Annotated in this window: 17 protein-coding genes; 12 read left to right on the top strand and 5 right to left on the bottom strand. The window is 71.8% G+C overall.

From position 1 onward, the window contains the following. Positions 1-44 precede the first annotated feature (44 nt). The 8 genes from LY40_RS16190 (at position 45) to LY40_RS16155 (ending at position 15,494) form a co-directional block, all read left to right on the top strand. The gene (locus tag LY40_RS16190; RefSeq protein ID WP_183778650.1) at positions 45-1,343 is read left to right on the top strand and encodes a hydroxyacid-oxoacid transhydrogenase; all 1,299 of its coding nucleotides are present in this window, start codon (positions 45-47) and stop codon (positions 1,341-1,343) included. A 193-nt stretch (positions 1,344-1,536) separates the two neighbouring features. Then, complete coding sequence (locus LY40_RS16185; RefSeq protein WP_258937486.1) at positions 1,537-4,326, top strand: FAD-binding and (Fe-S)-binding domain-containing protein; 2,790 nt, start codon at positions 1,537-1,539, stop codon at positions 4,324-4,326. Between the two features lie 59 nt (positions 4,327-4,385). Beyond that, positions 4,386-5,177, top strand: coding sequence for a 2-keto-4-pentenoate hydratase (locus tag LY40_RS16180; protein WP_443687887.1), 792 nt, complete (start codon positions 4,386-4,388; stop codon positions 5,175-5,177). Positions 5,178-5,656: 479 nt separating this feature from the next. After that, the gene (gltB, locus tag LY40_RS16175) at positions 5,657-10,198 is read left to right on the top strand and encodes a glutamate synthase large subunit (RefSeq protein ID WP_258937353.1); all 4,542 of its coding nucleotides are present in this window, start codon (positions 5,657-5,659) and stop codon (positions 10,196-10,198) included. Positions 10,199-10,275: 77 nt separating this feature from the next. After that, the gene (locus tag LY40_RS16170; RefSeq protein WP_183778656.1) at positions 10,276-11,730 is read left to right on the top strand and encodes a glutamate synthase subunit beta; all 1,455 of its coding nucleotides are present in this window, start codon (positions 10,276-10,278) and stop codon (positions 11,728-11,730) included. 377 nt (positions 11,731-12,107) lie between these two features. Then, positions 12,108-13,949: a LamG-like jellyroll fold domain-containing protein gene (locus LY40_RS16165; RefSeq protein ID WP_258937352.1), complete on the top strand. Its 1,842-nt coding sequence runs from the start codon at positions 12,108-12,110 to the stop codon at positions 13,947-13,949. 409 nt (positions 13,950-14,358) lie between these two features. Further along, the gene (locus LY40_RS16160) at positions 14,359-14,574 is read left to right on the top strand and encodes a CbtB domain-containing protein (RefSeq protein WP_183778674.1); all 216 of its coding nucleotides are present in this window, start codon (positions 14,359-14,361) and stop codon (positions 14,572-14,574) included. 17 nt (positions 14,575-14,591) lie between these two features. Continuing rightward, positions 14,592-15,494, top strand: a complete 903-nt coding sequence (locus LY40_RS16155; protein ID WP_258937351.1) for a CbtA family protein — start codon at positions 14,592-14,594, stop codon at positions 15,492-15,494. On the opposite strand, the gene LY40_RS16150 is transcribed toward LY40_RS16155, so the two are convergent. Beyond that, on the bottom strand, positions 15,488-16,432 hold the full coding sequence (locus tag LY40_RS16150; protein WP_183778678.1) for a cobalamin biosynthesis protein: 945 nt from the start codon (positions 16,430-16,432) through the stop codon (positions 15,488-15,490). The genes LY40_RS16155 and LY40_RS16150 overlap by 7 nt on opposite strands. A gap of 36 nt (positions 16,433-16,468) precedes the next feature. On the opposite strand from LY40_RS16150, the gene LY40_RS16145 reads away from it, so the two are divergent. The 4 genes from LY40_RS16145 (at position 16,469) to LY40_RS16130 (ending at position 20,297) form a co-directional block, all read left to right on the top strand. Then, positions 16,469-17,113, top strand: a complete 645-nt coding sequence (locus LY40_RS16145) for a bifunctional adenosylcobinamide kinase/adenosylcobinamide-phosphate guanylyltransferase (protein ID WP_183778680.1) — start codon at positions 16,469-16,471, stop codon at positions 17,111-17,113. A gap of 9 nt (positions 17,114-17,122) precedes the next feature. After that, on the top strand, positions 17,123-18,142 hold the full coding sequence (cobT, locus tag LY40_RS16140; RefSeq protein ID WP_258937350.1) for a nicotinate-nucleotide--dimethylbenzimidazole phosphoribosyltransferase: 1,020 nt from the start codon (positions 17,123-17,125) through the stop codon (positions 18,140-18,142). A gap of 79 nt (positions 18,143-18,221) precedes the next feature. Continuing rightward, the gene (locus LY40_RS16135; protein WP_258937485.1) at positions 18,222-18,962 is read left to right on the top strand and encodes an adenosylcobinamide-GDP ribazoletransferase; all 741 of its coding nucleotides are present in this window, start codon (positions 18,222-18,224) and stop codon (positions 18,960-18,962) included. Positions 18,963-19,406: 444 nt separating this feature from the next. Further along, positions 19,407-20,297 carry a thioesterase family protein gene (locus LY40_RS16130; protein WP_258937349.1) on the top strand — a complete coding sequence of 297 codons (891 nt, stop codon included), beginning with the start codon at positions 19,407-19,409 and terminating at the stop codon, positions 20,295-20,297. 309 nt (positions 20,298-20,606) lie between these two features. On the opposite strand, the gene cobC is transcribed toward LY40_RS16130, so the two are convergent. From cobC to LY40_RS16110, 4 genes are read right to left on the bottom strand one after another with little or no spacing between them, the layout of a single operon-like run. Further along, the gene (gene cobC, locus LY40_RS16125) at positions 20,607-21,656 is read right to left on the bottom strand and encodes an Rv2231c family histidinol phosphate aminotransferase CobC (RefSeq protein ID WP_258937348.1); all 1,050 of its coding nucleotides are present in this window, start codon (positions 21,654-21,656) and stop codon (positions 20,607-20,609) included. After that, the gene (locus LY40_RS16120) at positions 21,653-22,993 is read right to left on the bottom strand and encodes a cobyrinic acid a,c-diamide synthase CobB (RefSeq protein ID WP_183778688.1); all 1,341 of its coding nucleotides are present in this window, start codon (positions 22,991-22,993) and stop codon (positions 21,653-21,655) included. The genes cobC and LY40_RS16120 overlap by 4 nt, the downstream gene beginning before the upstream one ends. Further along, positions 22,987-23,589 carry a cob(I)yrinic acid a,c-diamide adenosyltransferase gene (gene cobO, locus LY40_RS16115; RefSeq protein ID WP_258937347.1) on the bottom strand — a complete coding sequence of 201 codons (603 nt, stop codon included), beginning with the start codon at positions 23,587-23,589 and terminating at the stop codon, positions 22,987-22,989. Before cobO ends, LY40_RS16120 begins: the two co-directional genes overlap by 7 nt. Beyond that, positions 23,589-25,688, bottom strand: a complete 2,100-nt coding sequence (locus LY40_RS16110; protein ID WP_258937346.1) for a putative cobaltochelatase — start codon at positions 25,686-25,688, stop codon at positions 23,589-23,591. The genes cobO and LY40_RS16110 overlap by 1 nt, the downstream gene beginning before the upstream one ends. Positions 25,689-25,715: the final 27 nt, after the last annotated feature.

Genomic DNA, 25,715 nt, shown 5'->3' with positions numbered 1-25,715 from the left:
CGACGCGGCTGCCGACTGCCGCGCGACGAACCTGGAGCTCGCCGATGACACCCAGCTCGCCGAAAACCCAGTACCTGAACGAGACCGTCTTCACCTGGGGTGCGACGCCGCTGAAGTTCGGTGCGGGCGCCGTGGACGAGATCGGCTGGGACCTCGCGCAGCTGGGCGCCCGGCGCGTGCTGATCGTCACCGACCCGGACGTCGCCGCCACCGGCGTGCCGCAGCGCGTCGCCGACGCGGCGAAGGCGGGCGGGCTCACCGTCGAGATCTACGACCGCGTGCACGTCGAGCCGACCGACCGGAGCATCCGCGACGCGATCGACTTCGCGAGCGAGTCCACGTGGGACGGTTTCATCGGCGTCGGCGGCGGTTCGGCCATCGACACGGCCAAGGCGGTCAACCTCTTCACGACCTACCCGGCCGACCTCTACGACTACGTCAACAAGCCGATCGGACAGGGCAAGGCACCCGAGGGGCCGCTGAAGCCGCTCGTCGCGGTTCCGACCACGGCGGGCACCGGATCGGAGACGACGCCCGTGTGCGTCATGGACTTCCTCGATCTGCAGGTCAAGTCCGGTATCAGCCACTCCCACCTGCGGCCGAACCTCGCCGTGATCGACCCGCTGCTGACGCTGTCGATGCCGCCGGAGGTGACCGCGGCCAGCGGGATGGACGTGCTGTGCCACGCCCTCGAGTCGTACACCGCGCGCCCGTTCCACTCGTTCCCCAGGCACACGCCGGAGACGCGGGTGGCCTACAACGGCTCGAACCCCATCTCCGACGCCTGGACCGAGCAGGCGCTGCAGCTGCTGGCGCGCTCGTTCCGCAAGGCCGTCCTCAACGGTGGTGACCTCGAGGCCCGCACCGACATGATGCTCGCCGCGACGTTCGCGGGCATGGGCTTCGGCAACGCCGGCGTGCACGTGCCGCACGCGTGCGCGTATCCGATCGCGGGCCGGGTGCGCGAGTACCGGCCGGCCAACTATCCGCAGGACGCCGCACTCGTGCCGCACGGCGAGTCCGTGTCGCTGACGGCACCGGCCGCGTTCCGCTTCACCTTCCCCACCGACCCGGGCAAACACCTGCGCGCGGCCGACATCCTCGATCCGCGCGCACAGCAGGCCACCGCCGACGACCGCCAGCGGCTGCCCGCGGCGCTGACCTCGCTGATGCGGGACATCGGCATCCCCAACGGCCTGTCCGGCGTCGGCTACGGCCGCTCCGACATCGGCGCGCTCGTGGAGGGCACGATGCAGCAGCAGCGACTGCTGGCCGTGGCACCCCGCACGGTGCGTGAGGAGGACGTCGAAGCGGTTCTCACCGAGTCGCTCGAGAATTGGTAGGCCCGCGGCGCCTACGGTGGGCGCCGTGAGCGATCCCGTCAACGAAGCCGCCGTAACGCCCACCGACCCGCCCCGGCCCGACGCGCCGCAGCCCGGCACGGCACGGGCCGACGCCGAGTGGCTCGCCGCCCGGCTCCGCGCCGCGGTGACCGGCGACGTCGAGGCCGATCCGACCGCGCGCGCCGTGTTCAGCATGGACGCGTCGAACTACCGGCACGTACCACGCGCCGTGGTGTTCCCGCGCGACGCCGACGACGTGCGCGCCGCGTTGCGAGTGTGCCGGGAACTCGGCGTCCCGATCACCGCACGCGGGGCGGGCACGAGCATCGCGGGGCAGGCCGTCGGCGAGGGCGTCGTCCTCGACCACACGCGATACATGAACCGCATCCTCGACATCGACCCCGAGGCGCGGACGGCGCGGGTGCAGCCCGGTGTCGTGCTCGACGCGCTGCGCACCGAAGCGGCCCGGTACGGGCTCACGTTCGGGCCGGACCCGTCGACGCACAGCCGCTGCACGCTCGGCGGCATGATCGGCAACGACTCGTGCGGTTCGCACTCGGTGGCCTGGGGCCGCACGACGCACAACGTCGTCGCGCTGGACGTACTGGCCGCCGACGGCACGCCGATGACGTTCGGCCCCGGCGAGGCACCCGACAACGCCCACACGCGGGCGCTGCGGGCACTCGTCGACGACAACCTGGCCACGATCCGACAGGGTTTCCCGGCGCTGCCCCGCCGCGTGTCGGGCTACGCGCTGGACCGGCTGCTGCCCGAGAACGGCTTCGACGTCGCCCGCGCGCTCGTCGGCAGCGAGGGCACCTGCGCGCTGCTTACCGAGGCGACGGTGCGCCTGGTTCCCGCACCTGCCGTGCGCGTACTGCTCGTCGCCGGATACGCCGACGACGTGGCCGCCGCCGACGCCGTGCCCCACGCCCTGCCGCTGGAACCCCTCACACTGGAGGGCATGGGCTCGGACATGATCGACGCCCTGCTGGTGCGTGGCCGCAGGCCCGCCGCGCTCGACCGGCTGCCCGAGGGCGGCGGGTGGCTGTTCGTCGAGATCGGCGGGGACGACCTCGCGGACGCGCGAGCGCGGGCCGAGCGGGTCGCGGCCACGCTGACCGCGGAGACGGGCGCGACGACGTCGATCGCCGACGATCCGGCCGATCAGAAGCAGCTGTGGTCGATCCGCGAGGCCGCGTCGGGGATCGCGACGCGCATCCCGACGCCGGAGGGCAGCGCCGAGGCGTGGCCGGGCTGGGAGGACGCCGCGGTGCCGCCGGAGCGGCTCGGCGCCTACCTGCGGGAGTTCCGGCGGCTGCTCGCCGACCACGGGCTGCGCGGCATTCCCTACGGGCATTTCGGCGAGGGCTGTGTCCACGTGCGCATCGACTTCACGCTCACCGACGACGCAGGGCGCGCGCGGTTCCGCTCGTTCATGGAGGACGCGGGCGACCTCGTCGTCGCGCACGGGGGTTCGCTGTCCGGTGAGCACGGGGACGGGCAGGCCCGTGCGGAACTGCTGCCGCGCATGTACTCGCCCGAGATCCTGCGCCTGTTCGAGGCGTTCAAGGCGATCTGGGATCCCGGCGACCTGCTGAACCCCGGCGTGCTGGTGCGCCCGCGCCCGATGGACGCCGACCTGCGGTTCGACGGTCCGGTGCGCGAGCTGCCGCTCACGCTGAAGTACCCGCACGACGGCGGCAGTCTCGCCGTCGCGGCGCGCCGCTGCGTCGGCGTCGGCAAATGCATCGACACCTCCACCGGCGTGATGTGCCCGAGCTACATGGCCACGGGCCGCGAGGAGCACTCCACGCGCGGGCGCGCCAGGTTGCTGTCGGAGATGATGCGCGGCGACACGATTCCCGACGGCTGGCGATCGGCCGAGGTGCGCGACGCGCTCGACCTCTGCCTGGCGTGCAAGGGATGTCTGTCCGACTGTCCGGTCAATGTGGACATGGCTTCGTACAAGGCGGAGTTCCTGCACCAGCACTACCGGCGCCGGGTCCGGCCCGCGGCGCACTACTCGCTCGGGTTCCTGCCCCTGTGGTCGCGCCTCGCCTCGGTGGCACCTTGGGCGGCCAACGCGGTGCTCGGCTCACGGCGCCTGTCGCGGGCACTGACCCGGCTCGGCGGCATCGCACCGCAACGGTCGCTGCCCCGCTTCGCCCGTCGCACGCTGCGCAAACGCCTGCGCACCCGCGCGGAATCCGTGCCGGCCACCTTCACCCGCCCGCGGGTGGTGCTGTGGCCCGACACGTTCACCGACCACTTCTCCCCCGACATCGGCCTCGCCGCCGCTCGCGTACTCGACCACGCGGGTTTCGACGTCGTGCTGCCGCGTGCATCGGTCTGCTGTGGTCTGACGTGGATCTCCACCGGGCAGCTCGGTGTCGCCCGCACCGTGCTGCGGCGGACGCTGAAGGTCCTCGGCCCGGAGATCGCTGCGGGCACGCCGATCGTCGCGCTGGAACCGAGCTGCCTGGCCGTGCTGCGCCACGACATCCACGACCTGTTCGAGCCCGCCGAGATCGACGGCGGCACCGGCGACGGGATCAACGCCCTCACACTGGCCGAGTTCCTCGAGCGGTACGCACCCGACGTCGACTTCCCCGAGCTCGACCCCGACGGGCCCGTGCCTGCCATCACGCAGCAGCACTGCCACCAGCACGCCGTTGCGGGCAACGCCGCCGACCAGCGGGTGCTGGCCGGGGCCGGGATCTCCTGCCGCACGCTCGACTCCGGCTGCTGCGGACTGGCCGGCAACTTCGGGATGGAGCGCGGCCACTACGACGTCTCCGTCGCCGCCGCCGAGCGGGCGCTCGTCCCCGAGGTCGAAGCCGCGTCCGACGACACGCTCGTGCTCGCCGACGGCTTCAGCTGCCGTACCCAGATCGCCGACCTCACGTCACGGCGCGCACTGCACCTGGCCGAGATCCTCGACCGCGCCCTGCACTCCCGTCGTGGCCGGTCGTCCCTGTGATCGGAACGACCGGCTTGCCGGCAGCCGCCCCCGACCCGGAATGTGAGCCCATGAACGCCATCGACGCCGCCACCGTCGGAGACCTCGCGAAACGCCTGCGGCAGGCCTACGAGACCGGCACCCCCATCGATCCGATCGTGGAGGAGCGACCGGATCTGACGATCACCGACGCGTACCGGATCCAGCAGGAACAGGTCCGCGGCTGGGTCGAGGCCGGCGAGATCGTCAAGGGCCACAAGGTCGGCCTGTCCTCGCCTGCGATGCAGCAGCAGATGGGGGTCGACCAGCCCGACTTCGGCCATCTCACGAGTGGCATGTTCCACCTCGAGCACCAGCCGATCACGGCGCCGTTCCTGCAGCCTCGCATCGAGCCCGAGGTGGCGTTCGTCCTCGGCAGGGAACTGACGGGACCGGGCGTCACGGTGGCCGACGCGGCGAGAGCGGTCGAGTTCGTGCTGCCCGCGCTGGAGATCGTCGACTCCCGTATCCGGGACTGGCGCATCTCCATCATCGACACGGTGGCCGACAACGCCTCGTCCGGAGGTGTGGTGCTCGGCACGAAGCCGACTCCGCTGTCGGCCGTCGACCTGCGGCTGATGGGCTGCACCCTGCAGCGCTCGGGCGAGCTGCTGGCCACCGGCACGGGCGGTGCTGTGCTGGGTTCACCGCTCAACGCCCTCGTGTGGCTGGCCAACACGATCGGGCCGCTGGGCATTTCGCTCGAACCGGGACACGTGGTGCTGCCGGGAACGATGACGCAGGCCTTCTTCGTGCATCCAGGCGAGACGATCGTGGCCCACATGGACGGTCTCGGGGATGTCACGGCGACCTTCGGCCCCGAGCCGGCGTGATCGTGGTCCGCACCTGCCGAAATCAGCATCGTCGTCGCAGGTCACAGCAGAAGTTGCGGAATCGACCAGTTGACTTCCCGGCCGTCAATCCCGCAGTGTTGTATCCCACGAGCGCTCACTGAGAAGTCCCTATAACGGCGATTTCACATTACTGTCATAAGACCGGCTAACCCCGGTATGTTCAGCGCGCGCCGCACGCTGGCAGGCGAACCCTGCCTGTGTACGGCGCGTGTCTGCGCACCAGCGCCGTTCGCCACCACGGACTGCGCGCCCGGCTCATCGGAGAGCCAACCAGGATCCACACAACGGCGTGTGGTCGACGCTTCGGTGCCATGCCCGCCGCCGGAAGGTGGACGGGACGCCATCGACGAGTCCCCTACTGACCATCGCACCACCAGGCCGCACCGTTAGCCGACCGGAACGCCCCGGCCGGCTGGCAGCGCGGCCTGGCTGTGCCGAGCCAAGGAGGGCGGCAAGCCGTGACCCGCCACGCCCCGCGTAAGCCGAACACCGGTCTCTACGACGAGCAGTACGAGCACGACGCCTGTGGCGTCGCTTTCGTCGCCGACCTGTCCGGCCGTCCCGACCACGAGATCGTCCGCCAAGCCCTGGTCGCCCTGAGCAACCTCGAACACCGTGGCGCGCGCGGCGCCGAAACCGAAACCGGCGATGGCGCAGGCATCCTGATCCAGATCCCGGACGCGTTCTTCCGCGAGGTCACCGACTTCGAACTGCCCGAACCCGGCACGTACGCCGCAGGCACCGCGTTCCTGCCGACCGACGAGGCCGCACGCGACAAGGCGATGTCGGCCATCGAGCGCATCGCAGCCGAGGAGCACCTCCGCGTGCTCGGCTGGCGCGACCTGCCGGTCCAGGCCGAGCACGTCGGCCCGAGCGCCCGCGAGGCGATGCCGTACTTCGCGCAGGTGTTCCTCGGCTCGCAGCGCGACGGGGACCACACCCTGACCGGCCTCGAACTGGAACGGGCCGCCTTCGTCGTGCGCAAGCGCGCGGAGCACCAGCTCGAAGAGTCCGGCGTGTACTTCCCGAGCCTGTCGGCGCGCACGATCGTCTACAAGGGCATGCTCACCGAGCCGCAGGTCCCGAAGTTCTTCCCGGACCTGACCGACGAGCGTGTCGTGAGCGCGATCGGCCTCGTGCACTCGCGGTTCTCCACGAACACCTTCCCGTCGTGGCCGTTGGCACACCCGTACCGCTATGTGGCGCACAACGGCGAGATCAACACGCTCAAGGGCAACCGCAACTGGATGGACGCCCGCGAGTCCCAGCTCGACACCGACCTCATCCCCGGACCGCTGCGCCGGATCTACCCGGTGATCACGCGCGGCGCAAGCGACTCGGCCTCGTTCGACGAGGTGCTCGAGATGCTGCATCTGGGCGGCCGGTCACTGCCGCACGCGGTGCTGATGATGATCCCGGAGGCGTGGGAGAACCACGCCGAGATGGACCCGGCGCGCCGCGCGTTCTACGAGTTCCACGCCACGATGATGGAGCCGTGGGACGGCCCTGCCCTGGTGTCGTTCACCGACGGCACGCAGATCGGCGCCGTGCTCGACCGCAACGGGCTGCGGCCCGCGCGGTACTGGATCACCGACGGCGGTCTCGTCGTACTGGCCAGTGAAGCGGGCGTGCTCGAGCTGGACCAGGCGTCGATCGTGCGCAAGGGCAGGCTCGAACCGGGCCGCATGTTCCTCGTCGACACGGCCGAGGGCCGGATCATCGACGACGAGGAGGTCAAGGGCCAGCTCGCGGCCGAGAACCCGTACGCCGAGTGGCTCGAGGCGGGCCGGCTGAAGCTCGACGACCTGCCCGAGCGCGAGCGTGAGGTGCCCACGCACGCCTCGCTCGTGCGCAGGCAGCAGGCGTTCGGTTACACGGCCGAGGAGCTGGACGTGCTGCTCGAGCCGATGGCGCGCTCGGGTGCCGAGCCGATCGGGTCGATGGGTAACGACTCCCCGGTGGCGCCGCTCTCGAGCGGCCAGCGCCCGATCTTCGACTACTTCACGCAGCTGTTCGCCCAGGTGACGAACCCGCCGCTGGACGCGATCCGCGAGGAGCTCGTCACGGCGCTGGGCACGCAGCTCGGTTCGGAGCCGAACCTGCTCGAAGCCGGCCCCGAACACGCACGCAAGATCGTGCTGCCGTTCCCGGTGCTGGACAACGACGACCTGGCGAAGCTGGTTCACGCCAACGACGACGGCAACCTGCCCGAGTTCTCGTCGCACACGGTGCACGGCACCTACGAGGTCGCCGGCGGCGGCGAGGCACTGCAGCACAGGCTGGACGAGATCCGCGCTGAGGTGTCCGAGGCGATCGCCGACGGTGCGCGGCTGATCGTGCTGTCGGACCGCGGCGTGGACGCAGGCCACGCGGCGATCCCGTCGCTGCTGCTGACCGGCGCGGTGCACCACCACCTGGTGCGCGAGAAGAGCCGCACCCAGGTCGGGCTGATCGTCGAGTCCGGCGACGCCCGCGAGGTGCACCACATCGCGCTGCTCATCGGTTACGGCGCCGCGGCGGTGAACCCGTACCTGGCGATGGCCACCGTCGAGGAGCTCGCCGAACAGGGCCGCGTTCCCGGCGTCACCGCCAAGGACGCGACCAGCAACCTCATCAAGGCGCTCGGCAAGGGCGTCCGCAAGACGATGTCGAAGATCGGTGTGTCCACGGTGGCCTCGTACACCGGCGCGCAGATCTTCGAGGCGATCGGTCTCGGCTCCGAGGTCGTCGACACGTGCTTCACCGGCACCACGTCGCGGCTCGGCGGCGTCGGGTTCGACGTGCTGGCCCGCGAGGTCACCGAGCGGCACCGGCGCGCCTTCCCCGCCGACGACGTGCGGCCGAACCACCGCGAACTCGCCACCGGCGGCGACTACCAGTGGCGCCGCGAGGGCGAACCGCACCTGTTCAACCCGCAAACGGTGTTCAAGCTGCAGCACTCCACGCGGTCGGGCAAGTACGAGATCTTCAAGGAGTACACCCAGGCCGTGGACGAGCAGGCCGAGCAGCTGATGACGCTGCGCGGGCTGTTCAAGTTCAAGGAGGGCGAGCGCCCGCCGGTGCCGATCGAGGAGGTCGAACCGGTCTCGGAGATCGTGAAGCGGTTCGCGACGGGCGCGATCTCGTACGGGTCGATCTCGGCCGAGGCGCACGAGACCCTCGCGATCGCCATGAACCGACTGCAGGGCAAGTCCAACACCGGTGAGGGCGGCGAGGACCCCGAGCGCCTGTACGACCCGGAGCGCCGCAGCGCGATCAAGCAGGTCGCGAGTGGCCGGTTCGGCGTGACGAGCGAGTACCTGGTCAACGCCGACGACATCCAGATCAAGATGGCGCAGGGCGCCAAGCCCGGCGAGGGCGGTCAGCTGCCCGGCGGCAAGGTGTACCCGTGGATCGGCAAGACCCGGCACTCGACGCCGGGGGTCGGGCTCATCTCCCCGCCGCCGCACCACGACATCTACTCGATCGAGGACCTCAAGCAGCTGATCCACGACCTGAAGAACGCCAACCCGGCCGCGCGCATCCACGTGAAGCTCGTGTCCGAGGTCGGCGTCGGCACGGTCGCCGCGGGTGTGGCGAAGGCGCACGCCGACGTCGTGCTGATCTCCGGTCACGACGGCGGCACCGGCGCGTCCCCGCTGTCGTCGATCAAGCACGCCGGCGGGCCGTGGGAGCTGGGCCTGGCCGAGACGCAGCAGACGCTGCTGTCGAACCGGCTGCGCGACCGGATCGTGGTGCAGACCGACGGCCAGCTCAAGACCGGCCGTGACGTGCTCATCGCCGCCCTGCTGGGTGCCGAGGAGTTCGGCTTCGCGACCGCACCGCTGGTGGTGTCGGGCTGCATCATGATGCGCGTCTGCCACCTGGACACCTGCCCGGTCGGCGTGGCCACGCAGAACCCCGCGCTGCGGGAGAAGTTCAGCGGCAAGGCCGACTACGTGGTGAACTTCTTCGAGTTCATCGCCCAGGAGGTGCGCGAGTACCTGGCGGCGCTGGGCTTCCGGTCGATCGCCGAGGCCGTCGGGCACGCGGAGCTGCTCGACACCCGCGACGCTGTCGACCACTGGAAGGCCGAAGGCCTCGACCTGTCGCCGATCTTCGAGGTGCCGGAGATCGAGCCGGGTGCCGCCCGGCACCAGGTCGTCGAGCAGAACCACGGTCTCGACTCCGCGCTCGACAACACACTGATCCAGCTGGCAGAGGGCGCGCTGCGGTCCGGCGACCGCGTGACGCTCGACCTGCCGGTGCGCAACGTCAACCGCACGGTCGGCACGATGCTCGGCCACGAGTTGACGAAGCAGTGGGGCGGCGAGGGCCTGCCCGACGACACGATCGACATCACGTTCACCGGCACGGCCGGTCAGGCGTTCGGTGCGTTCGTGCCGAAGGGCATCACACTGCGGCTGCTCGGTGACGGCAACGACTACGTCGGCAAGGGCCTGTCGGGCGGGCGCATCACGGTGCGGCCACCGCACGACTCACCGGTCGTGGCCGAGAACCACATCATCGCCGGCAACGTGATCGGCTACGGCGCCACGGGCGGCGAGCTGTTCCTGCGCGGCAAGGTCGGTGAGCGGTTCTGCGTGCGCAACTCCGGCGCGCTGGCCGTCGTCGAGGGTGTCGGCGACCACGGCTGCGAGTACATGACGGGCGGGCGCGTGGTCGTGCTCGGGAAGACGGGCCGCAACTTCGCGGCGGGCATGTCCGGCGGCGTTGCCTACGTGCTCGATCTCGACCCGATCCGCGTCAACGGTGAGATGGTCGACCTGGAAGGACTCGACGAGGAGGACGTCGAGGTCCTGCTCGAAGCCGTCGAGAAGCACTACACCGAGACCGGGTCGGCCGTGGCGCACGCGCTGCTCACCGATTGGGAGTCCGCACTGCCGCGGATCACGAAGGTCATGCCGAAGGACTACAAGCGTGTCCTGCAGGCCCGCGCTCAGGCCGAGCGCGACGGCAGGGACGTGAACGAGGCGATCATGGAGGCGGCTCATGGCTGACAATCGCGGAGTTTACGAAGCGGCAGCCATGAGCCCCGACCGGGCGTGGGTGTCCCACAAGACACAGGAGGCGGCTCATGGCTGACCCCAAGGGTTTTCTGAACACGAAGCGGGAGACGCCGAAGTCTCGTCCCGTCGACATCCGGATCAAGGACTGGCGTGAGGTCTACGAGGACTTCGAGCGCACCAAGCTCAAGGACCAGGCGGGCCGCTGCATGGACTGCGGCATCCCGTTCTGTCACCAGGGCTGCCCGCTGGGCAACCTGATTCCGGAGTGGAACACGCTGACGTGGCGCGACGACTGGGCCGACGCGATCGAGCGGCTGCACGCCACGAACAACTTCCCGGAGTTCACGGGCACGCTGTGCCCGGCGCCGTGCGAGACGGCGTGTGTGCTGGGCATCAACGACGACCCGGTGACGATCAAGCGCGTCGAGATCTCGATCATCGACCGCGCCTGGGAGGAAGGCTGGGTCACGCCGCAGCCGCCGACGACGAAGACGGGCAAGAAGGTCGCGGTCGTCGGCTCGGGTCCGTCGGGCCTGGCTGCCGCCCAGCAGCTGACGCGCGCCGGGCACGACGTGGTCGTACTCGAGCGGGCCGACGCGATCGGCGGACTGCTGCGGTACGGCATCCCCGAGTTCAAGATGGAGAAGCACCGTCTCGACCGGCGTCTCGACCAGATGCGCGCGGAGGGCACGGAGTTCCGCACCAATGTGAACGTCGGCGTGGACGTCACGGCCGACGAGCTGCGGTCGCAGTACGACGCGGTGGTGCTGGCAGGCGGGGCGACGGCATGGCGCGACCTGCCCGCTCCCGGCCGTGAGGCCACGGGTGTCTACCAGGCGATGGAGTACCTGCCGCCCGCGAACAAGGTGGCGAGCGGCGAGCTCGGCGCCTCGCCGATCGACGCGGCGGGCAAGGACGTCGTGGTGATCGGCGGCGGCGACACCGGCGCCGACTGTGTTGGCACGGCCCACCGGCAGGGTGCGAACTCGGTGACGCAGCTGGAGATCATGCCGAAGCCGCCGGAGTCGCGCTCGGAGGCCCACCCGTGGCCGACGTACCCGATGATCTACCGCGTCTCCTCGGCCCACGAGGAGGGCGGCGAGAGGCTGTACTCGGTGAACACGCAGGAGTTCGTCGCCGACGCCGACGGCAACCTGCAGGCTCTGCGGATCGTCGAGGTGCAGCGCGGCGAGAGCGGCGGGTTCGAACCGGTCGAGGGCACGGAGCAGGAGCTGCCCGCACAGCTGGTGCTGCTGGCGATGGGTTTCGTCGGGCCTGAGAAGCAGGGGCTGATCGAGGACCTGGGCGTCGAGCTGGACGAGCGCGGCAACGTGGCGCGGGACTCGGAGTTCAAGACGAGCCTGGACAACGTGTTCGTGGCCGGCGACATGGGCCGTGGGCAGTCGCTGATCGTGTGGGCGATCGCAGAGGGCCGGTCGGCGGCCGCGGGCGTCGACGCGTACCTCACCGACCGGGACATGCTCCCGGCGCCGATCGCGCCGACGGACCGTCCCATCTCGTAACAACCCCACAGCGTTCGACAACCACACGCGCGGGGTGGGCCGGCCCTCCGGCCCACCCCGCGCGTGTCCTGCATTCAGCACCGCGTGTCCTGCATCCGGCACCGCGTGCCCTGCGTTCGTGCACGAGAGGTGCGCTCTCCGTGCCCGTGTTGTCGATTCCGGGGACCGTGTTGCGGACTCCGGGCCCCGCAGATGCTCCCACCCGTCACGCTGGCGCGCGGCGGTGCTTTCGTGCTGCATCGGTCCCCGCATCCCTGTGTCGCAGCACGCATCCGGCGTCGCAGGTCTCGATTCGGCCACAGTGGACGCGCAAATGTTCAGCATGGCTCAACATCCGTGCCACTCGGCGGCCAACGGCGGCGACGAGACTGCGGCGCATGTCCCCTTCCGGAGTATCCCGACGTTCCGTCCTGTCCGCCGCCGCCGTCACCCCCGCGGTCGTGGCGACGTCCGGTGCTGTCAACGCGGCACCGGCGCAGGCCGCCCCGCACAGCCAGGCCTCCCCTGACGGCGCGAGGTTCACGTTCGCCGTCCTGCCCGACATCCAGTACCTCATCGACGAGGGTGGTTCGGACCACGAACCGGTGCGCGAAAGCCTGCGCTGGGCGGTGCGGGAGCGGCGCAATCGCAACATCGCGTTTCTCGCCCAGCTCGGCGATCTGACCGAGCACGGCACCAAGGCCGAGATGCAGGTCGCCGACACGGTCTTCCGCACCGGCGTCGACCGCCGGCTGCCCTACAGCGTGCTGGCGGGAAACCACGACGTGTCGGGCGACGACCAGCGCGGCGACACGCCGTATCTGCGCACGTTCGGCCCCGGACGGTTCGCACGTTCGCGGTCGTACGGGGGCTCGTCGCCTGACGGCTACAACAGCTTCCACACCTTCGACGCCGGTGGCCGCAGCTGGCTGGTGCTCGCGCTCGACTGGCGCGTCTCCGACGCGGGGATCCGGTGGGCACAACGTGTGCTGGACCGGCATCCGAAGCTGCCGACCGTCCTCACCACGCACGACATCGTGTGGGCCGATGAATCCGGCGACGCCACGCTGTCCGATCACGGCCGGCACCTGTGGGACGGGCTGATCCGCGGCAACGATCAGATCTTCCTCGCACTGGGCGGGCACTACTGGCCGTGCGGGCGCGCGACGTTGACCAACGACGCGGGAAATCCCGTCCACGTGCACATCACGAACTACCAGGACCGCTACTACGGCGGTGCGGGCATGCTGCGAACGTACGCATTCGACCTCCCCCGCGGGTGCATCGACGTCGAGACATTCTCGCCGTGGTTGCTGACCAAGAAGAACCCCACGCCGTTGGAGGCCGAAACGGCGGAGCTGACGGGCGAGGCGGACCGGTTCAGCATCGAGATCCCGTTCACCGAGCGGTTCGCAGGGTTCGCCCCGCCCCCGAACCCGCCGTCGCGCCCGGCCTCGGAGGTACTCGTCGCGGGCACGGCGGCGTACTGGCGGTTCGACGACGAAGGCTTCGCCGGCACGGGCGACGACGGCGCACCGGTGGCGGGCGGCGCGGTCGCCCGTGACCTGTCCGGCAACGGCAACGACCTCGTCGCCCAGCGCCTCCACGACGGCCCGGCCGAGGTGCTGACGTGGTCGGCCGACCACCATGCCGGCGCACCCGCTCACGCCAGTGTCCGGTTCGACGGCGGCAAGAACCCCGACAGGGGCGCCGTGCTGCACACCCGTTCCGGCGCACCGGTCAACACGGCGACGTTCACCCGCGGCTACACCATCGAGACGTTCTTCCGCCTGCCCGAGCCGTTCGAAGGCGACCACGCGTGGATGGGCATTCTCAGCTGGGAAGGCCGCGCGGGAGATGCGGGCAAGGACGGCGGCTACTCCACCGACGACGCCGTGTGCAGCCTCAACGTCACGAGCGAACGCTTCCTGCAGTACGTCGTGTACCCGACGTCGATCAACGACGACCCGACGTGCTGGAGTCACGCCGTCCCGATCGGACGGTGGACGCACGTCGCGATCGTCAACGACGGCAGCCACACGGTGGTCCACGTCGATGGGTCACCGATCGCCCGCAATGCGGCGCAGCACTCGCGCGGCATCGCGACGGTCGGCAAACCGTTCGCGATCGGCGGGACCCAGTCGGGCGGGCGTTTCGGACAGGGCTTCTACGGCCAGGTGGGCGATACGCGCATCGTGTCGCGGGCCCTGGCACGAAATGAGTTCATGCTGCCTGGTTGACCCGACCGCGCGCGACGTCGCCGGTCCGGACGGGTTGCGGACCGGCGACGTGGGCCGCCCATGACAGGCATGCACGCCGTGACGGTGGGCAGCAGCGATACCTAAACACGCGGGAGGGCGCAGCCGCGCCTCGGCGTCTCGTGGGGTTGGGCGACGAGTGAGCGCAGGACACGCGGTTCTGAGCGCAGGACACGCGACGAGCGGTCCGGGCCACACCGCGTTGACTTTCCGCGCGGGGCGGGCCTAGCCTCGAACGGCTCATGCGATGGCGGCTGGAAGCCGGTGAGAACCCGGCACGGTCGCGCCACTGTGATCGGGCGTGTGCTCAGTCCAGCACATCCCGTAGTCAGACCCACCGTCATCGCCACCGTTCCGATCGGGCCGCGACAAGCCCAAGGAGGTACACGCGATGTCGCAGACGAACGTCGTCTCCGTCCCCCGCCCCACTGCCGTCCGCATTCCCCTGCGGGAGATCGTGCCGTGGGCGGTCTTCACCACTGTGCTGGCGTTGCTCGTGCTGCTGTTCGTCACGACCGAGGCGGGCGCCGTCTCGCTGGTGTCGGACGGTCTGGTCCACGAGTTCGTCCACGACGGCCGGCACCTGCTGGCCTTCCCCTGCCACTGACCGGCGAGAGGGGACACATGATGAAGACGTTGCTGGTCCGCGGCATGCTCGCGGGCCTCGTCGCCGGTGTGCTCGCGGCCGGGTTCGCCTACCTCGTGGGGGAACCGTCGGTCGGCGATGCCATCGCGCTCGAGGAATCGCACGGCACGCAAGCCCACGACGCGGCATCCCACGACGCCGCATCCCACGACGCGGCATCCCACGACGCCCCGCCCCACGCCGAGTCGCCCGGCCGGGCCGGATCCGGCGACGCGGCCGCACACGAACACTCCGAATCTCCCGACCACGCGGCGGAGTCCGACGCCGCACCCGGGCACAACCACGGTGACGACGCGCTCGTCGGCCGCGGGGTGCAGAGCACCCTCGGCCTGTTGACCGGTGTGACCGGGTACGCCGTCGCGGTGGGCGGGCTGTTCGCGATCGCGTTCGCCGTGGTGCAGGGCCGGGTGACCACGCTGCGGCCGCGCGTATCGGTGGCGCTGCTGGCCGCGGGCGGGTTCGCCGTGGCAGTGCTGGTGCCGTTCCTGAAATACCCGGCCAATCCGCCCGCGGTGGGCCAGGCGGGCACGATCGAGGATCGCACCGCGCTCTACTTCGGGTTCCTGGCGCTGTCGGTGGTCACCGCGATGGTGGCGGTCGCCGTGGGCAGGGCGGCCGCAGATCGTGCCGGCGCGGCGAGCGGAGGCCTGCTGGGTGTGGGTGTCTACGTCACCGTGATGGCCGTGGCCGGGGCGCTGCTGCCAGCGGTCGACGAGGTGCCGGACGGCTTCCCCGGTTCGCTGCTGTGGGACTTCCGGCTCGCCTCGCTCGGCACGCAGGTGGTGCTGTGGTGCGCACTCGGGCTGGTGTTCGCGATGCTCGCCGAGAAGGCGCTGGGACGCGGCAGCCGTGACGGCCACGCGGTGACGGTGCGTCAGTGACGCCGGACCGCGGCGACGCCGGCGGTGACGGCCAGCGACACCAGTCCGACGAGGCGCGACAGGCGCACGGACCGTCCCAGGTCGGCGGCGCTCGGCGACGGCCCGTCGCCGAGTGTGCCGCGGTTCTCGCTGCGCCCGCCGTAGACGTTGGTTCCGCCCAGTCGCACGCCGAGCGCGCCGGCGAACGCGGCCTCGACGGGGCCGGCGTTCGGGCTCGGGTGTTGGCGGGCGTCCCGGCGCCAGGCCCGCACGGCGGCGCCGGAACGCCCGCCGACTCCAGGCGCGGCGACGGCGGCGGCGAGCGCCGACAGCCGCGACGGGACGAGGTTGGCGACGTCGTCGGCCCGTGCGGCCGCCCAGCCGAAGCGCTCGTACCGGGCGCAGCGGTGCCCGACCATCGCGTCGAGCGTGTTCAGGGCGCGGTAGCCGAGCAGCCCCGGCAGGCCCGCGATTCCGCCCCACACGAGGGGCGCGACGACCGCGTCCGAGGTGTTCTCGGCGATCGATTCGGTCGCGGCGCGGGCCAGGCCCTTCTCGTCGAGCTCGGTGGCGTCGCGGCCGCACAGGTGCCCGAGCCGGGCGCGGGCGGCGGGCAGCTCCCCCTCCTGCAGATGCCCTGCCATGACGTCCCCTTCGCGGGCCAGTCCGGTGCCGCCGAGCACGGCCCACGTCGCGGCGGTCGTGAGGGCGAACCGGGCCAGCGGCCTGCGCCGGGTCGCGGCCGCCGCGAGTGCACCTGCGGCCACCGCTCCCCCGGTACACACGCCGGCGTACGCCGCGCCGCGCGCGCGGGAGTCGGCCCACATGCGCCGTTCGAGCGCGGCCGCGGCGGTGCCGAACAGTGCGACGGGGTGTCCCCGGCGGGGGTCGCCTGCGACGACATCGACCGCGTACCCGGCGACGATTCCGGCGGCGGTGACAGCTTGAACACGGACCACAGCGCTCACCCTATCGAGTGGTCCAGAATGCCCTGCATGACGAACGATGCGAAGAGGCGCCTCGCCGAGTTCGCGGCGAGCCGCCTCGAAGCCGCGGCCTCGGCGCTCCGCGGCCACCGGGAACCGGTGACCCGGGCCAATGACGCCGACGGCGGTAAGACGCTCGTGCTCGGCGGTGTCCGTTCGGGCAAGTCCCGCTACGCCGAACAGCTCGCCGACCGGTATCCCGCGGTGACCTACATCGCCGCGGGCAAGCCGCCGAGCGACGACGACCCCGAGTGGAGCGCCCGCGTGGCCGCACATCGCGCACGCAGGCCTGTGCACTGGGCCACGGTGGAGACGGGCGACGTCACGGCCGCACTGCGCGAGGCCGACTCCCCGGTGCTCATCGACTGCCTCGGCACGTGGTTGACGCGCGTGCTCGACGAGTCCGGCGCGTGGGAGCAGAGCGAGGGCTGGCAGCAACGCGTGGACGAACGGCTCGGTGCGTTCGCCGACGCGTGGCGGCAGGCCACCGTGCCCGCGATCGCGGTGAGCAACGAGGTCGGCAGCGGCGTCGTGCCCGCATCGGCGTCGGGACGCATCTTCCGTGACGTACTCGGGGCCCTGAACACCGCCGTGGCCACGCATTCCGACGCCGTCCGGCTGATCGTCGCCGGTCGCGTGCTGACGCTGGAATAGGAGAACACCGTGCAGATCCCCCCACTCGACGACCGTGCCCGCGACGAGGCGCTGCAGCAGCTCGACGGCCTGGTCAAACCCGTCGGCGCGCTCGGCAGGCTCGAACAGCTGGCCGCGTGGCTGTGCGCCGCCCACGGCCAGGTGCCGCCGCGCCCGCTGGACGAGGTGCGCGTCGTGGTGTTCGCGGGCGACCACGGGGTGTCGGCGTCCGGGGCGGTGTCGGCGTATCCGCGACACCTGACGGCGGCGATGGTGCGCGTGTTCCTGGCCGGTGAGTCCGGCGTGAACGTCCTGGCTCGCGAGGTGGGCGCGCGTGTGCGCGTGCTGGACCTGGCGGTCGACGACCCGCTGGACGACGTGCCCGAACAGGTGCGGCGGCACAAGGTGCGGCGGGGGTCGGGAGCCATCGACGTGGCCGACGCGCTCGAACCCGGCCAGGCTCGGCAGGCGTTCGATGCGGGCGCCGCGGTCGCCGACGCCGAGATCGACGACGGGGCGGATCTGCTTATCCCGGGTGACATGGGCATCGGCAACACGACGATCGCCGCGGCGCTCGTGGCCTCGGTGCTGGGCTTGCCCGCCGACGACGTGGTCGGCACGGGCACGGGCATCGACGACGACGGCCGCGCCCGCAAGGTCGCCGTCCTCGAGCAGGCCCTTTCCCGTGCCACCGCCGACGACCCCTTCGCCGCGCTGACCTCGCTGGGCAGCGCGTGCGCGGCGGCGACCGCCGGCTTTCTCGTGCGGGCCGCCGAGCGGAGGGTGCCGGTCGTGCTGGACGGCGTGTTCCCGTGCGCGGCGGCGGTCGTGGCGCGCGAGATCGCGCCGGGTGCCGAACAGTGGTGGGTCGCCGGACACCGGTCCACCGAGCCGGCGCAAGCGTTTGCCCTCAAGGCGCTCGGTCTGGAACCAATCCTCGACCTGGGGTTGCGGCTCGGTGAGGGCAGTGGCGCCGTACAGGCGGTGCCCGTGCTGCGCAACGCCCGCGCCGTGCTCGCGGGCATGGGACGGCTGGCCGGCCTTGGCTGAGCACGACCAGGCGGGTGGGATCGCTCCCGGTTCCGGCGGAGGTTCGGCACCAGGGCACGCAGCGGGCGACGGCCTGCGCATGGCGTTCGGCACGCTGACGGCGTTGCCGGTACCCGCACCCCGGACGGTCGACCGCCGCGTCGCCGGCATCGCCATGGCGACGGCACCGCTCGCGGGACTGGCGCTCGCCGCGGGGGCCGGCGTGGTCGTCTGGCTGGGCGGGTTGCTCGGCCTGCCCGCACTCGCCGTGGCGGCACTGGCGCTCGCCACGGTGGCACTGGCGACCCGCGGACTGCATCTCGACGGCCTGGCCGACACGGCCGACGGCCTGAGCGCGTCCTACGACCGCGACCGCGCCCTCGACATCATGCGCCGCGGCGACGCCGGACCGACGGGCGTCGCCACGCTGGTGCTGGTCCTGCTCGTCCAGACCGGCGCCCTCGCCGGGGTGGTGGCGGCGGGTGCCGGTGTCACGGGCCTCGTCGTGGCCGTGGTCGCAAGCCGCGTGGTGCTGCCGCTGTGCTGCACGCGGTTCGTGCCGTCGGCGCGGCCGGAGGGCCTGGGCGCCGCCGTGGCCGGAGCGGTACCGGTACCGGTCGCCGCTACCGTCGCGCTGACGGTAGCGGCGCTGTCCGTGCTGGCGGGGTTCGACCCGGCCGTCGCGTGGTGGCAGGGCCCGGTCGCCGCGCTGGCCGGCTGGTGCGCGGCGGGCGCTGTGCTCCTGCGGTGCGTACGCAGACTGGGTGGGGTCACCGGCGACGTCCTGGGCGGCTGCGTCGAGATCGCGCTGACCGCCACACTGCTGGTGCTGAGCATCTGATCCCGACGGGCCGTCCTGGGACACACTCCCCCAGCAGGCGACGTGAACATCATCGTTCAGGCCAGACTGGGCGGAATCGGTTTTTCGCCTGATCGCGGTCGTCGTCAACGTCCGCCACGTCCGCGGCTGACTTCCGGTGCCGGGCGCAGGCGACGGCTGCGGCAGACTCGGCCCCGTCGGCTGGCTGGGACGGATCGTGTGGATCGTCGCTACAGCGTCACCCTGATCACCCGGTAGGCCCGTCGCCGGCCGGTCCCGCCGGCTCGCGGTGGTGCCATGACCGCACCGGCTACAGCACGTTCCAGCGATCGGCCGCGTCTCCGGAGTCGTGGTGGCTCCGCGACCGCACGCGACTCCCGGCCACCGGACCATTACCTCGGAGGTCATCGACACGCATCCTGGACCGGCAGCATGATCGGTGCCAACGACGAAAAAGGGGCGCCGATGACCACGACCGCATCGTCCGAGTTCGACACCGACACCGCCGTCACCCCGTCCGGGAACGGCCACTACTCCACGACCGTCTCGGACCGCTGGGTGATACGCGAGGGTGTGGCCAACGGCGGATACCTGCTGGCACTGTGCGTGCGGGCGCTCGGCGATCAGATAGCGCTGCCCGATCCGCTGGCGGTGTCGGCGCACTTCCTGCGACCCGGCACACCCGGTCCGGCCGAGATCACCACCGAGGTGGTGAAACAGGGCCGCAGGACGGCGACCGGCAGTGCCCGGCTGTCCCAGCAGGACGGTGCGGTCGTACTCGCGCAGGCGACCTACGCTGATCTCGGCGGGATGCCGGACCCGGCAGCGCCGAACGGCACGGCCGCGCCCGGCGACACGGTTACCTCCCACGACACAGCCGCTCCCCACAACACAGCCGCGCCCCACAACACAGCCGCGTTCGACAACACCGCTCCCGCGCTGGCCGACCCTGACAGCTGCACGGATCCGTTGACGCTGAGCGAGCAGCCTGGCGTCACCCTCGCCGCACGCGTCGACTACCGGCTCGACCGGGTTCCCGGCTTCTGGTACGGCACACCGTCGCGGAATCCGGTCTCCGAGTTCTGGCTGCGGTTCGCCGACGGGCGCGCGGCCGACACGACGGCCCTCGCCATGCTCGTCGACGCGGCGGCGCCGGTCGTGCTGGACCTGGGTGTCGGCGGGTCGTCGACGATCGAACTGACCGTCCACATGCGCGCCAGGCCCGCGCCGGGATGGCTCACCTGCCGCGCGTTCACCAGGCACCTGTCCGGCGGCTACCACGAGGAAGACTTCGAGATCTGGGACTCGGCCGGCGTGCTGGTCGCCCAGTCCCGGCAGCTCGCCCTCGTCCGGTGACCGCGCCGCCCGGACGCGGCGCACCCGACCACGCCGTCGCGCGGCAGCGCGGCGTTGAGGAGCAGCGCGGCGTTGAGGAGTGGTAGCCGGGTCGACGGGTGGGCGCAGTCGCGCGGCAGCGCCCTCGCGGGTGCGGGGGCCGACGACGCGTCCGGGTGCGGAACACGCGGGAGGACGCAGCAGTCGCGCGTGCAGCGCGACGCTGGGGGTGGTGGTCGGGCGACGGGCGGGCGCAGAACACGCGCGTCTGGGTGCAGAACACGCGCGTCCGGGTGCAGAACACGCGCGTCTGGGTGCAGAACACGCGGGTCAGAGCAGGGCGGCCAACGCGTCGAGGAAGCCGTTCATGTCGGAGCGTACGGCGATGCGCAGCCAGTCCGGTCCGAGCCCGGGGAACGTGTCCGCGCGCCGCACGGCGTAACCCGCCTCGCGCAGCGCCAGGCGGATCTTCTCGCCGTCCGGCACGCGCACCAGCACGAACGGTGCCCGCGGCGTGCCGGCCACGTGGACGCCGAGGTCCCGCAGCCGGGCGACCAGCCGGTCGCGGTCGGCCTCGGCCTCGCGGGCCAGCGCCTCCGCCTCGGCAACGGCGCCGGGCCTGCTGCACGCCGCCATCGCCACGGCCGCAGGGGTCGACACCGACCACGGCGGCTGCAGCCCGCGCAGTCGCTCGACGACGGCGGGCTCGGCGAGGACGTATCCCGCGCGCAGCCCGGCGATGCCCCACGTCTTCGTCAGGCTGCGCACCACGACGATCCCCGGGATCCGCGCTGCTGCCAGGCTCTCGGGCTCACCGGGCACCGCGTCGAGGAACGCCTCGTCGACCACGACCAGCCTGCCTGGCCGAGCCAGCGCGCGAATCGACGACGCGGGATGCAGCACCGACGTGGGGTTCGTCGGGTTGCCCACGAACACCAGATCGGCGTCGGCGGGCACCGGGTCGCCGTCGAGCGCGAACCCGCCGGACTCGGGCAGCTCGACGCGCGTCACGTCGTGTCCCGCGGCGAGCAGCGCCGCCTCCGGCTCGGTGAACTGCGGATGCACGACGACCGGCCTGCGCACCGGCCACGCCCGTGCCAGCAGCGTGAACGCCTCGGCGCCGCCCGCGGTCGGCAGCACGTCCTCGGGGCGGCGGCCGTGCCGGGCCGCGATCGCCTCGGTGGCACCGGCCACGTCGGGATAGGCGGCGACAGCCGACAGACTGTCGCGCAGTTCGGCCAGCAGCCACTCCGGCGGCTGCGGCACGCGAACGTTCACCGCGAGGTCGACCAGTCCGTCACCGACCTCACGGTCGCCGTGATGCCACAGGTCGATGTCGCGGGCATCGTTCTCGCTTTCGGTGCGCTCGCCGCTGCTCATCGGCCTGCCCTCCGATGCACCGCGCCCGCGAAGGCGCGTGCCAGCTCGGGATGTCCCGCCCAGTGGACGTGCAGGTAGGACGCGTGCAGGGTCGGGGTCGCGAACCCCTCCGGCTCGCCGTTCCAGCGCCACGCGGCCGTCGCGCCCGCCCGCGGTTCGACGACGGTGCGATGAAACTCGTGCCCACGCGCCGTGTCGCCGTCGGCGGCGAGGACGTTGTCGCACGCCGCGGTCGCCGTCCGGTAACCGAGGGCTCCCCGCCGGGTCATGCGGGCCGTCGCGTCGAGCGCGCCGACCATCGGCAGCCCGTCCAGCTCCCGGCACAGGTACAGCAGGCCCGCACATTCGGCGACCGCAGGCATGCCGTCCGCGACAGCGTCACCGATCGCGGTACGCAACGGCTCGTTCGCCGACAGCTGCTCGAGGTGTGCCTCGGGGAACCCGCCACCGAAGTACATGCCGGCGCACTCGGGCGGCAGCTCCTCGTCCCGCAACGGGTCGAAGTCCACGACGTCGACGCCGTGGGTTGCGAGCAGTTCGACAGTCTCGGTGTACCGGAACGTGAACGCCTCACCCGCCGCGGCTGCCACCACGGCACGTGGTCCACTGTGGACCGGACCCGGCGACCACGGCGCCTCCGTCAACCGCCGCGCTCCGCGCGCGACCCGCACCACGGCGTCGAGGTCGACTCCGCCCGCGATCCAGTCGGCCAGCTTCGGCAGCAGTTCCCGCGCGTCGGTCTCCCGTTCCCCCGCGGGGACGAGTCCGAGGTGCCTGCTCGGTGCGTGGATGTCGTCGCTGCGCCGCAGCGCACCCAGCACGGGGATGCCCGTCGGCGCGAGTGCCCCGCGGATCTCGTCCTCGTGCCGCTGCGACCCGAGCTTGTTGAGGATCACGCCCGCGAGCTCGATGTCCGGGTCGTAACGTGCGAACCCCAGCACCAACGCCGCGACGCTCCGGCTCGCCGCGCTGGCATCGACCACCAGTACCACCGGCGCGTCGACCAGCCGCGCGACGTGCGCCGTCGAGGCGTAGCCGTCGGTGCCGAGCGCACCGTCGAACAGGCCCATCACGCCTTCGATCACCGCGACGTCGGCTCCGCTCGACCCGTGCTGCAGCAGCGGCACGACCCGGTGCTCCCCCTGCAGGAACGGGTCCAGATTGCGCGCGGGCCGCCCGGTGGCCATGGCGTGATAACTCGGGTCGATGAAATCGGGGCCGACCTTGTGCCCGGACACCGCGGTGCCGCGGGAACGGAGCGCCGCCATCAACCCGGTCGCGACGGTCGTCTTGCCGTGCCCCGAACCGGGCGCGGCGATGACGACGCGGGCTACCACTCGATGCCCCGCTGACCCTTTTGCCCGGCGTCCATCGGGTGCGCGACCTTCGACATCTCGGCGACCAGGTCGGCCGCCTCCACGAGTGGCTGCGGGGCGTTGCGGCCGGTGATCACCACGTGCTGCCGGCCGGGCCGGGTGCGCAGCGTCTCCACCACGTCGTCGACGTCGACCCAGCCCCAGTGCAGCGGGTAGGTGAACTCGTCGAGCACGTAGAAGTCGTGCGTCTCCTCGGCGAGCCTGCGCTTGATCTCCGCCCAACCCTCACGGGCGTTCTCGGCGTGATCCTCGTCGGTGCCCTTCTTACGGGACCAGCTCCAGCCCTCGCCCATCTTGTGCCACTCGACGGGCCCGCCCTGGCCGGTCTCACCGAGCGTGCGCAGCGCGTTCTCCTCGCCCACCCGCCATTTGGCCGACTTGACGAACTGGAACACACCGATGTTCCAGCCCTGGTTCCACGCCCGCAGCGCCATGCCGAACGCCGCCGTGGACTTGCCCTTCATCGGTCCTGTGTGGACGGCCACGATGGGCCGGTTCCGCCGCTGCCGCGTCGTCAGTCCGTCGTCCGGCACCACGGCCGGCTTTCCCTGCGGCATCAGGCCGCCCTCCGTTTCACCTCGTCGGTCAGCTTCTCCGCAGCCACGTCCCCGACGGCCACGTGCTCCGCGCCGAGCCTGCCTGCGAGGGTCTTCGCCAGGCCGAGCCGCATGCGGCCGGTCTCACAGTCCATGACCACAGTGGACACCCCGATGCGTGCCAGACCGTCCGCGGCGGTGTGCGCCCGCTCGAGCGCCTCGGGCCCGCTCGTCGCCCGCCCGTCGGTCACCACCACCAGCAGCGGCCGGCGATCGCCGTCGCGTAGCGCCTCGACCCGCAGCACCTCGGCGGCGCGGGTCAGCCCTTCGGCGAGCGGGGTGCGCCCACCGGTCGGCAGCTGCTCCAGCCGCGCGGCGGCGACGTCGACACTGCTGGTCGGCGGCAACGCCACCGCGGCCTCGGACGCGCGGAACGTGACCAGCCCGACCTTGTCACGCCGCTGGTAGGCGTCCAGCAGCAGCGACAGGACGGCGGTCTTCACCTCACGGATGCGGGCCTTCGACCCCATCGAGCCGGACGCGTCGACGCACAACAGGACGAGGTTGCCCTCCTTGCCCTCCCGCCGGGCGAACCGCAGGTCACGGGGCAGTACGACCGGGCCGGCACCGTCGGCGCGCGGGCCGCGCCGCGGCCGGTGCCGGGCCGCAGCGCGCAACGTGGCGACGAGGTGCGGCGATCCGCTGCGCGTGCCGTCGGGGCGGACGCCGACGATCCGGCCCCGCTCCCCTTCCGCGCGGGAACGCCTGCCGTCCGAGCCCGCACCGGTGCCGTCGACGGTGAACAGCTTCGCGCGGTACGGGGTGTCCGTCCCGGCCCGCTGCTCCGTACGCGGTGCCGCGCCGTCCTCGCTCCCCGTGTCCGTATCGCCGGATCGCGGTTTCCGGTCACCCTGATGCGGGTTTCCGTCGACTTGCCCCGCGTCCTCGTTGTCCTGTCGCGGTCCTGGCGCGCCCCCTCCTGGGCCGTCGCCATCGGGGCCGTCGTCATCGGGGCCGTCCTCAGGGCCACCGTCGTCAGGGCCCTCCGGACCGCCGTCACCGCCGTCGTCAGAGTCGTCGCCGTCGGGGTCGGGGTCGGGGTCGTCCTCCGGTGGCTGGGCGTCCTGCAGGGCCTGTTCCAGCTGTTCGGAGTCGATACCGGGCGCGTCGAACGGGTTGCGCCTGCGGCGGTGCGGCAGGGCCAGCCGCGCCGCGACGCGGATGTCCTCTGTGGACACATCCGTGCGGCCGCACCAGGCCGCGTGCGCCGCGGCGGTGCGAGCCGTGACGATGTCGGCCCGCATGCCGTCGACCTCGAACGCGGCGCACACCTCGGCGATCTGCAGCAGCGCATCGTCGGTCAGCTCCACCGACGGCAACAGTTTGCGCGCCGCGGCGATCTCGGCGGCCAGCGCGGCGTCCTCGTCGGCATACCCCGCAGCGAAGGCGTCCGGATCGGATTCGTAGGCGAGCCGCCGTCGTACGACCTCGACCCGCTCGGCGGCGTCCCTGCTCGAGGAGACCTCGACGGTCAGCCCGAACCGGTCCAGCAGCTGCGGCCGCAGTTCGCCTTCCTCGGGGTTCATCGTTCCGATGAGGACGAACCGCGCCGCGTGCGACACGGACGCGCCCTCCCGTTCGACGGTCACCCGGCCCATCGCCGCCGCGTCGAGCAGCGTGTCGACCAGGTGGTCGTGCAGCAGGTTGACCTCGTCGACGTAGAGCATCCCGCGGTGCGCGCCCGCCAGTAGGCCGGGCTGGAAGTCGGTGACACCGTCGCGCAGCGCACGTTCCAGGTCGAGCGAACCGACGACCCGCTCCTCGGCGGCGCCGACGGGCAGTTCCACCAGCCGCGCGGGCCGCTGGGACGAGGAGACCGTCCGGTGTGGACCGTCCGGGCACGAGGGGTCGGGTGCCGCCGGGTCGCACGAGAACCGGCACCCGTCGACGACGTCCACATCGGGCAGCAGCCCCGCGAGAGCGCGCACCATGGTGGATTTCGCCGTGCCCTTCTCCCCGCGCACCAGCACCCCGCCGATCGAGGGTGAGATGGTGCACAGCAGGAGCGCCAGGCGCAGTTCGCCCATTCCGACGACTGCCGTGAACGGGTACGGCCGCATGCAGACTCCCTTGCTCGACGGCGGGTT

Origin of the sequence: Prauserella salsuginis, assembly GCF_024648885.1 — a bacterium.
Taxonomy (GTDB): Bacteria; Actinomycetota; Actinomycetes; order Mycobacteriales; family Pseudonocardiaceae; genus Prauserella; species Prauserella salsuginis.
Note: the sequence above shows the minus strand (reverse complement) of the source record. Positions and strands in the feature narration are given on the sequence as shown.

Coding starts and splice junctions, on each gene's coding strand:
- LY40_RS16190 (WP_183778650.1), top strand. CDS start 45: ATGACACCCAGCTCGCCGAAAACCCAGTACCTGAACGAGACCGTCTTC.
- LY40_RS16185 (WP_258937486.1), top strand. CDS start 1,537: ATGGACGCGTCGAACTACCGGCACGTACCACGCGCCGTGGTGTTCCCG.
- LY40_RS16170 (WP_183778656.1), top strand. CDS start 10,276: ATGGCTGACCCCAAGGGTTTTCTGAACACGAAGCGGGAGACGCCGAAG.
- LY40_RS16165 (WP_258937352.1), top strand. CDS start 12,108: ATGTCCCCTTCCGGAGTATCCCGACGTTCCGTCCTGTCCGCCGCCGCC.
- LY40_RS16160 (WP_183778674.1), top strand. CDS start 14,359: ATGTCGCAGACGAACGTCGTCTCCGTCCCCCGCCCCACTGCCGTCCGC.
- LY40_RS16155 (WP_258937351.1), top strand. CDS start 14,592: ATGATGAAGACGTTGCTGGTCCGCGGCATGCTCGCGGGCCTCGTCGCC.
- LY40_RS16145 (WP_183778680.1), top strand. CDS start 16,469: ATGACGAACGATGCGAAGAGGCGCCTCGCCGAGTTCGCGGCGAGCCGC.
- LY40_RS16135 (WP_258937485.1), top strand. CDS start 18,222: ATGGCGTTCGGCACGCTGACGGCGTTGCCGGTACCCGCACCCCGGACG.
- LY40_RS16130 (WP_258937349.1), top strand. CDS start 19,407: ATGACCACGACCGCATCGTCCGAGTTCGACACCGACACCGCCGTCACC.
- cobC (WP_258937348.1), bottom strand. CDS start 21,656: ATGAGCAGCGGCGAGCGCACCGAAAGCGAGAACGATGCCCGCGACATC.
- cobO (WP_258937347.1), bottom strand. CDS start 23,589: ATGCCGCAGGGAAAGCCGGCCGTGGTGCCGGACGACGGACTGACGACG.
- LY40_RS16110 (WP_258937346.1), bottom strand. CDS start 25,688: ATGCGGCCGTACCCGTTCACGGCAGTCGTCGGAATGGGCGAACTGCGC.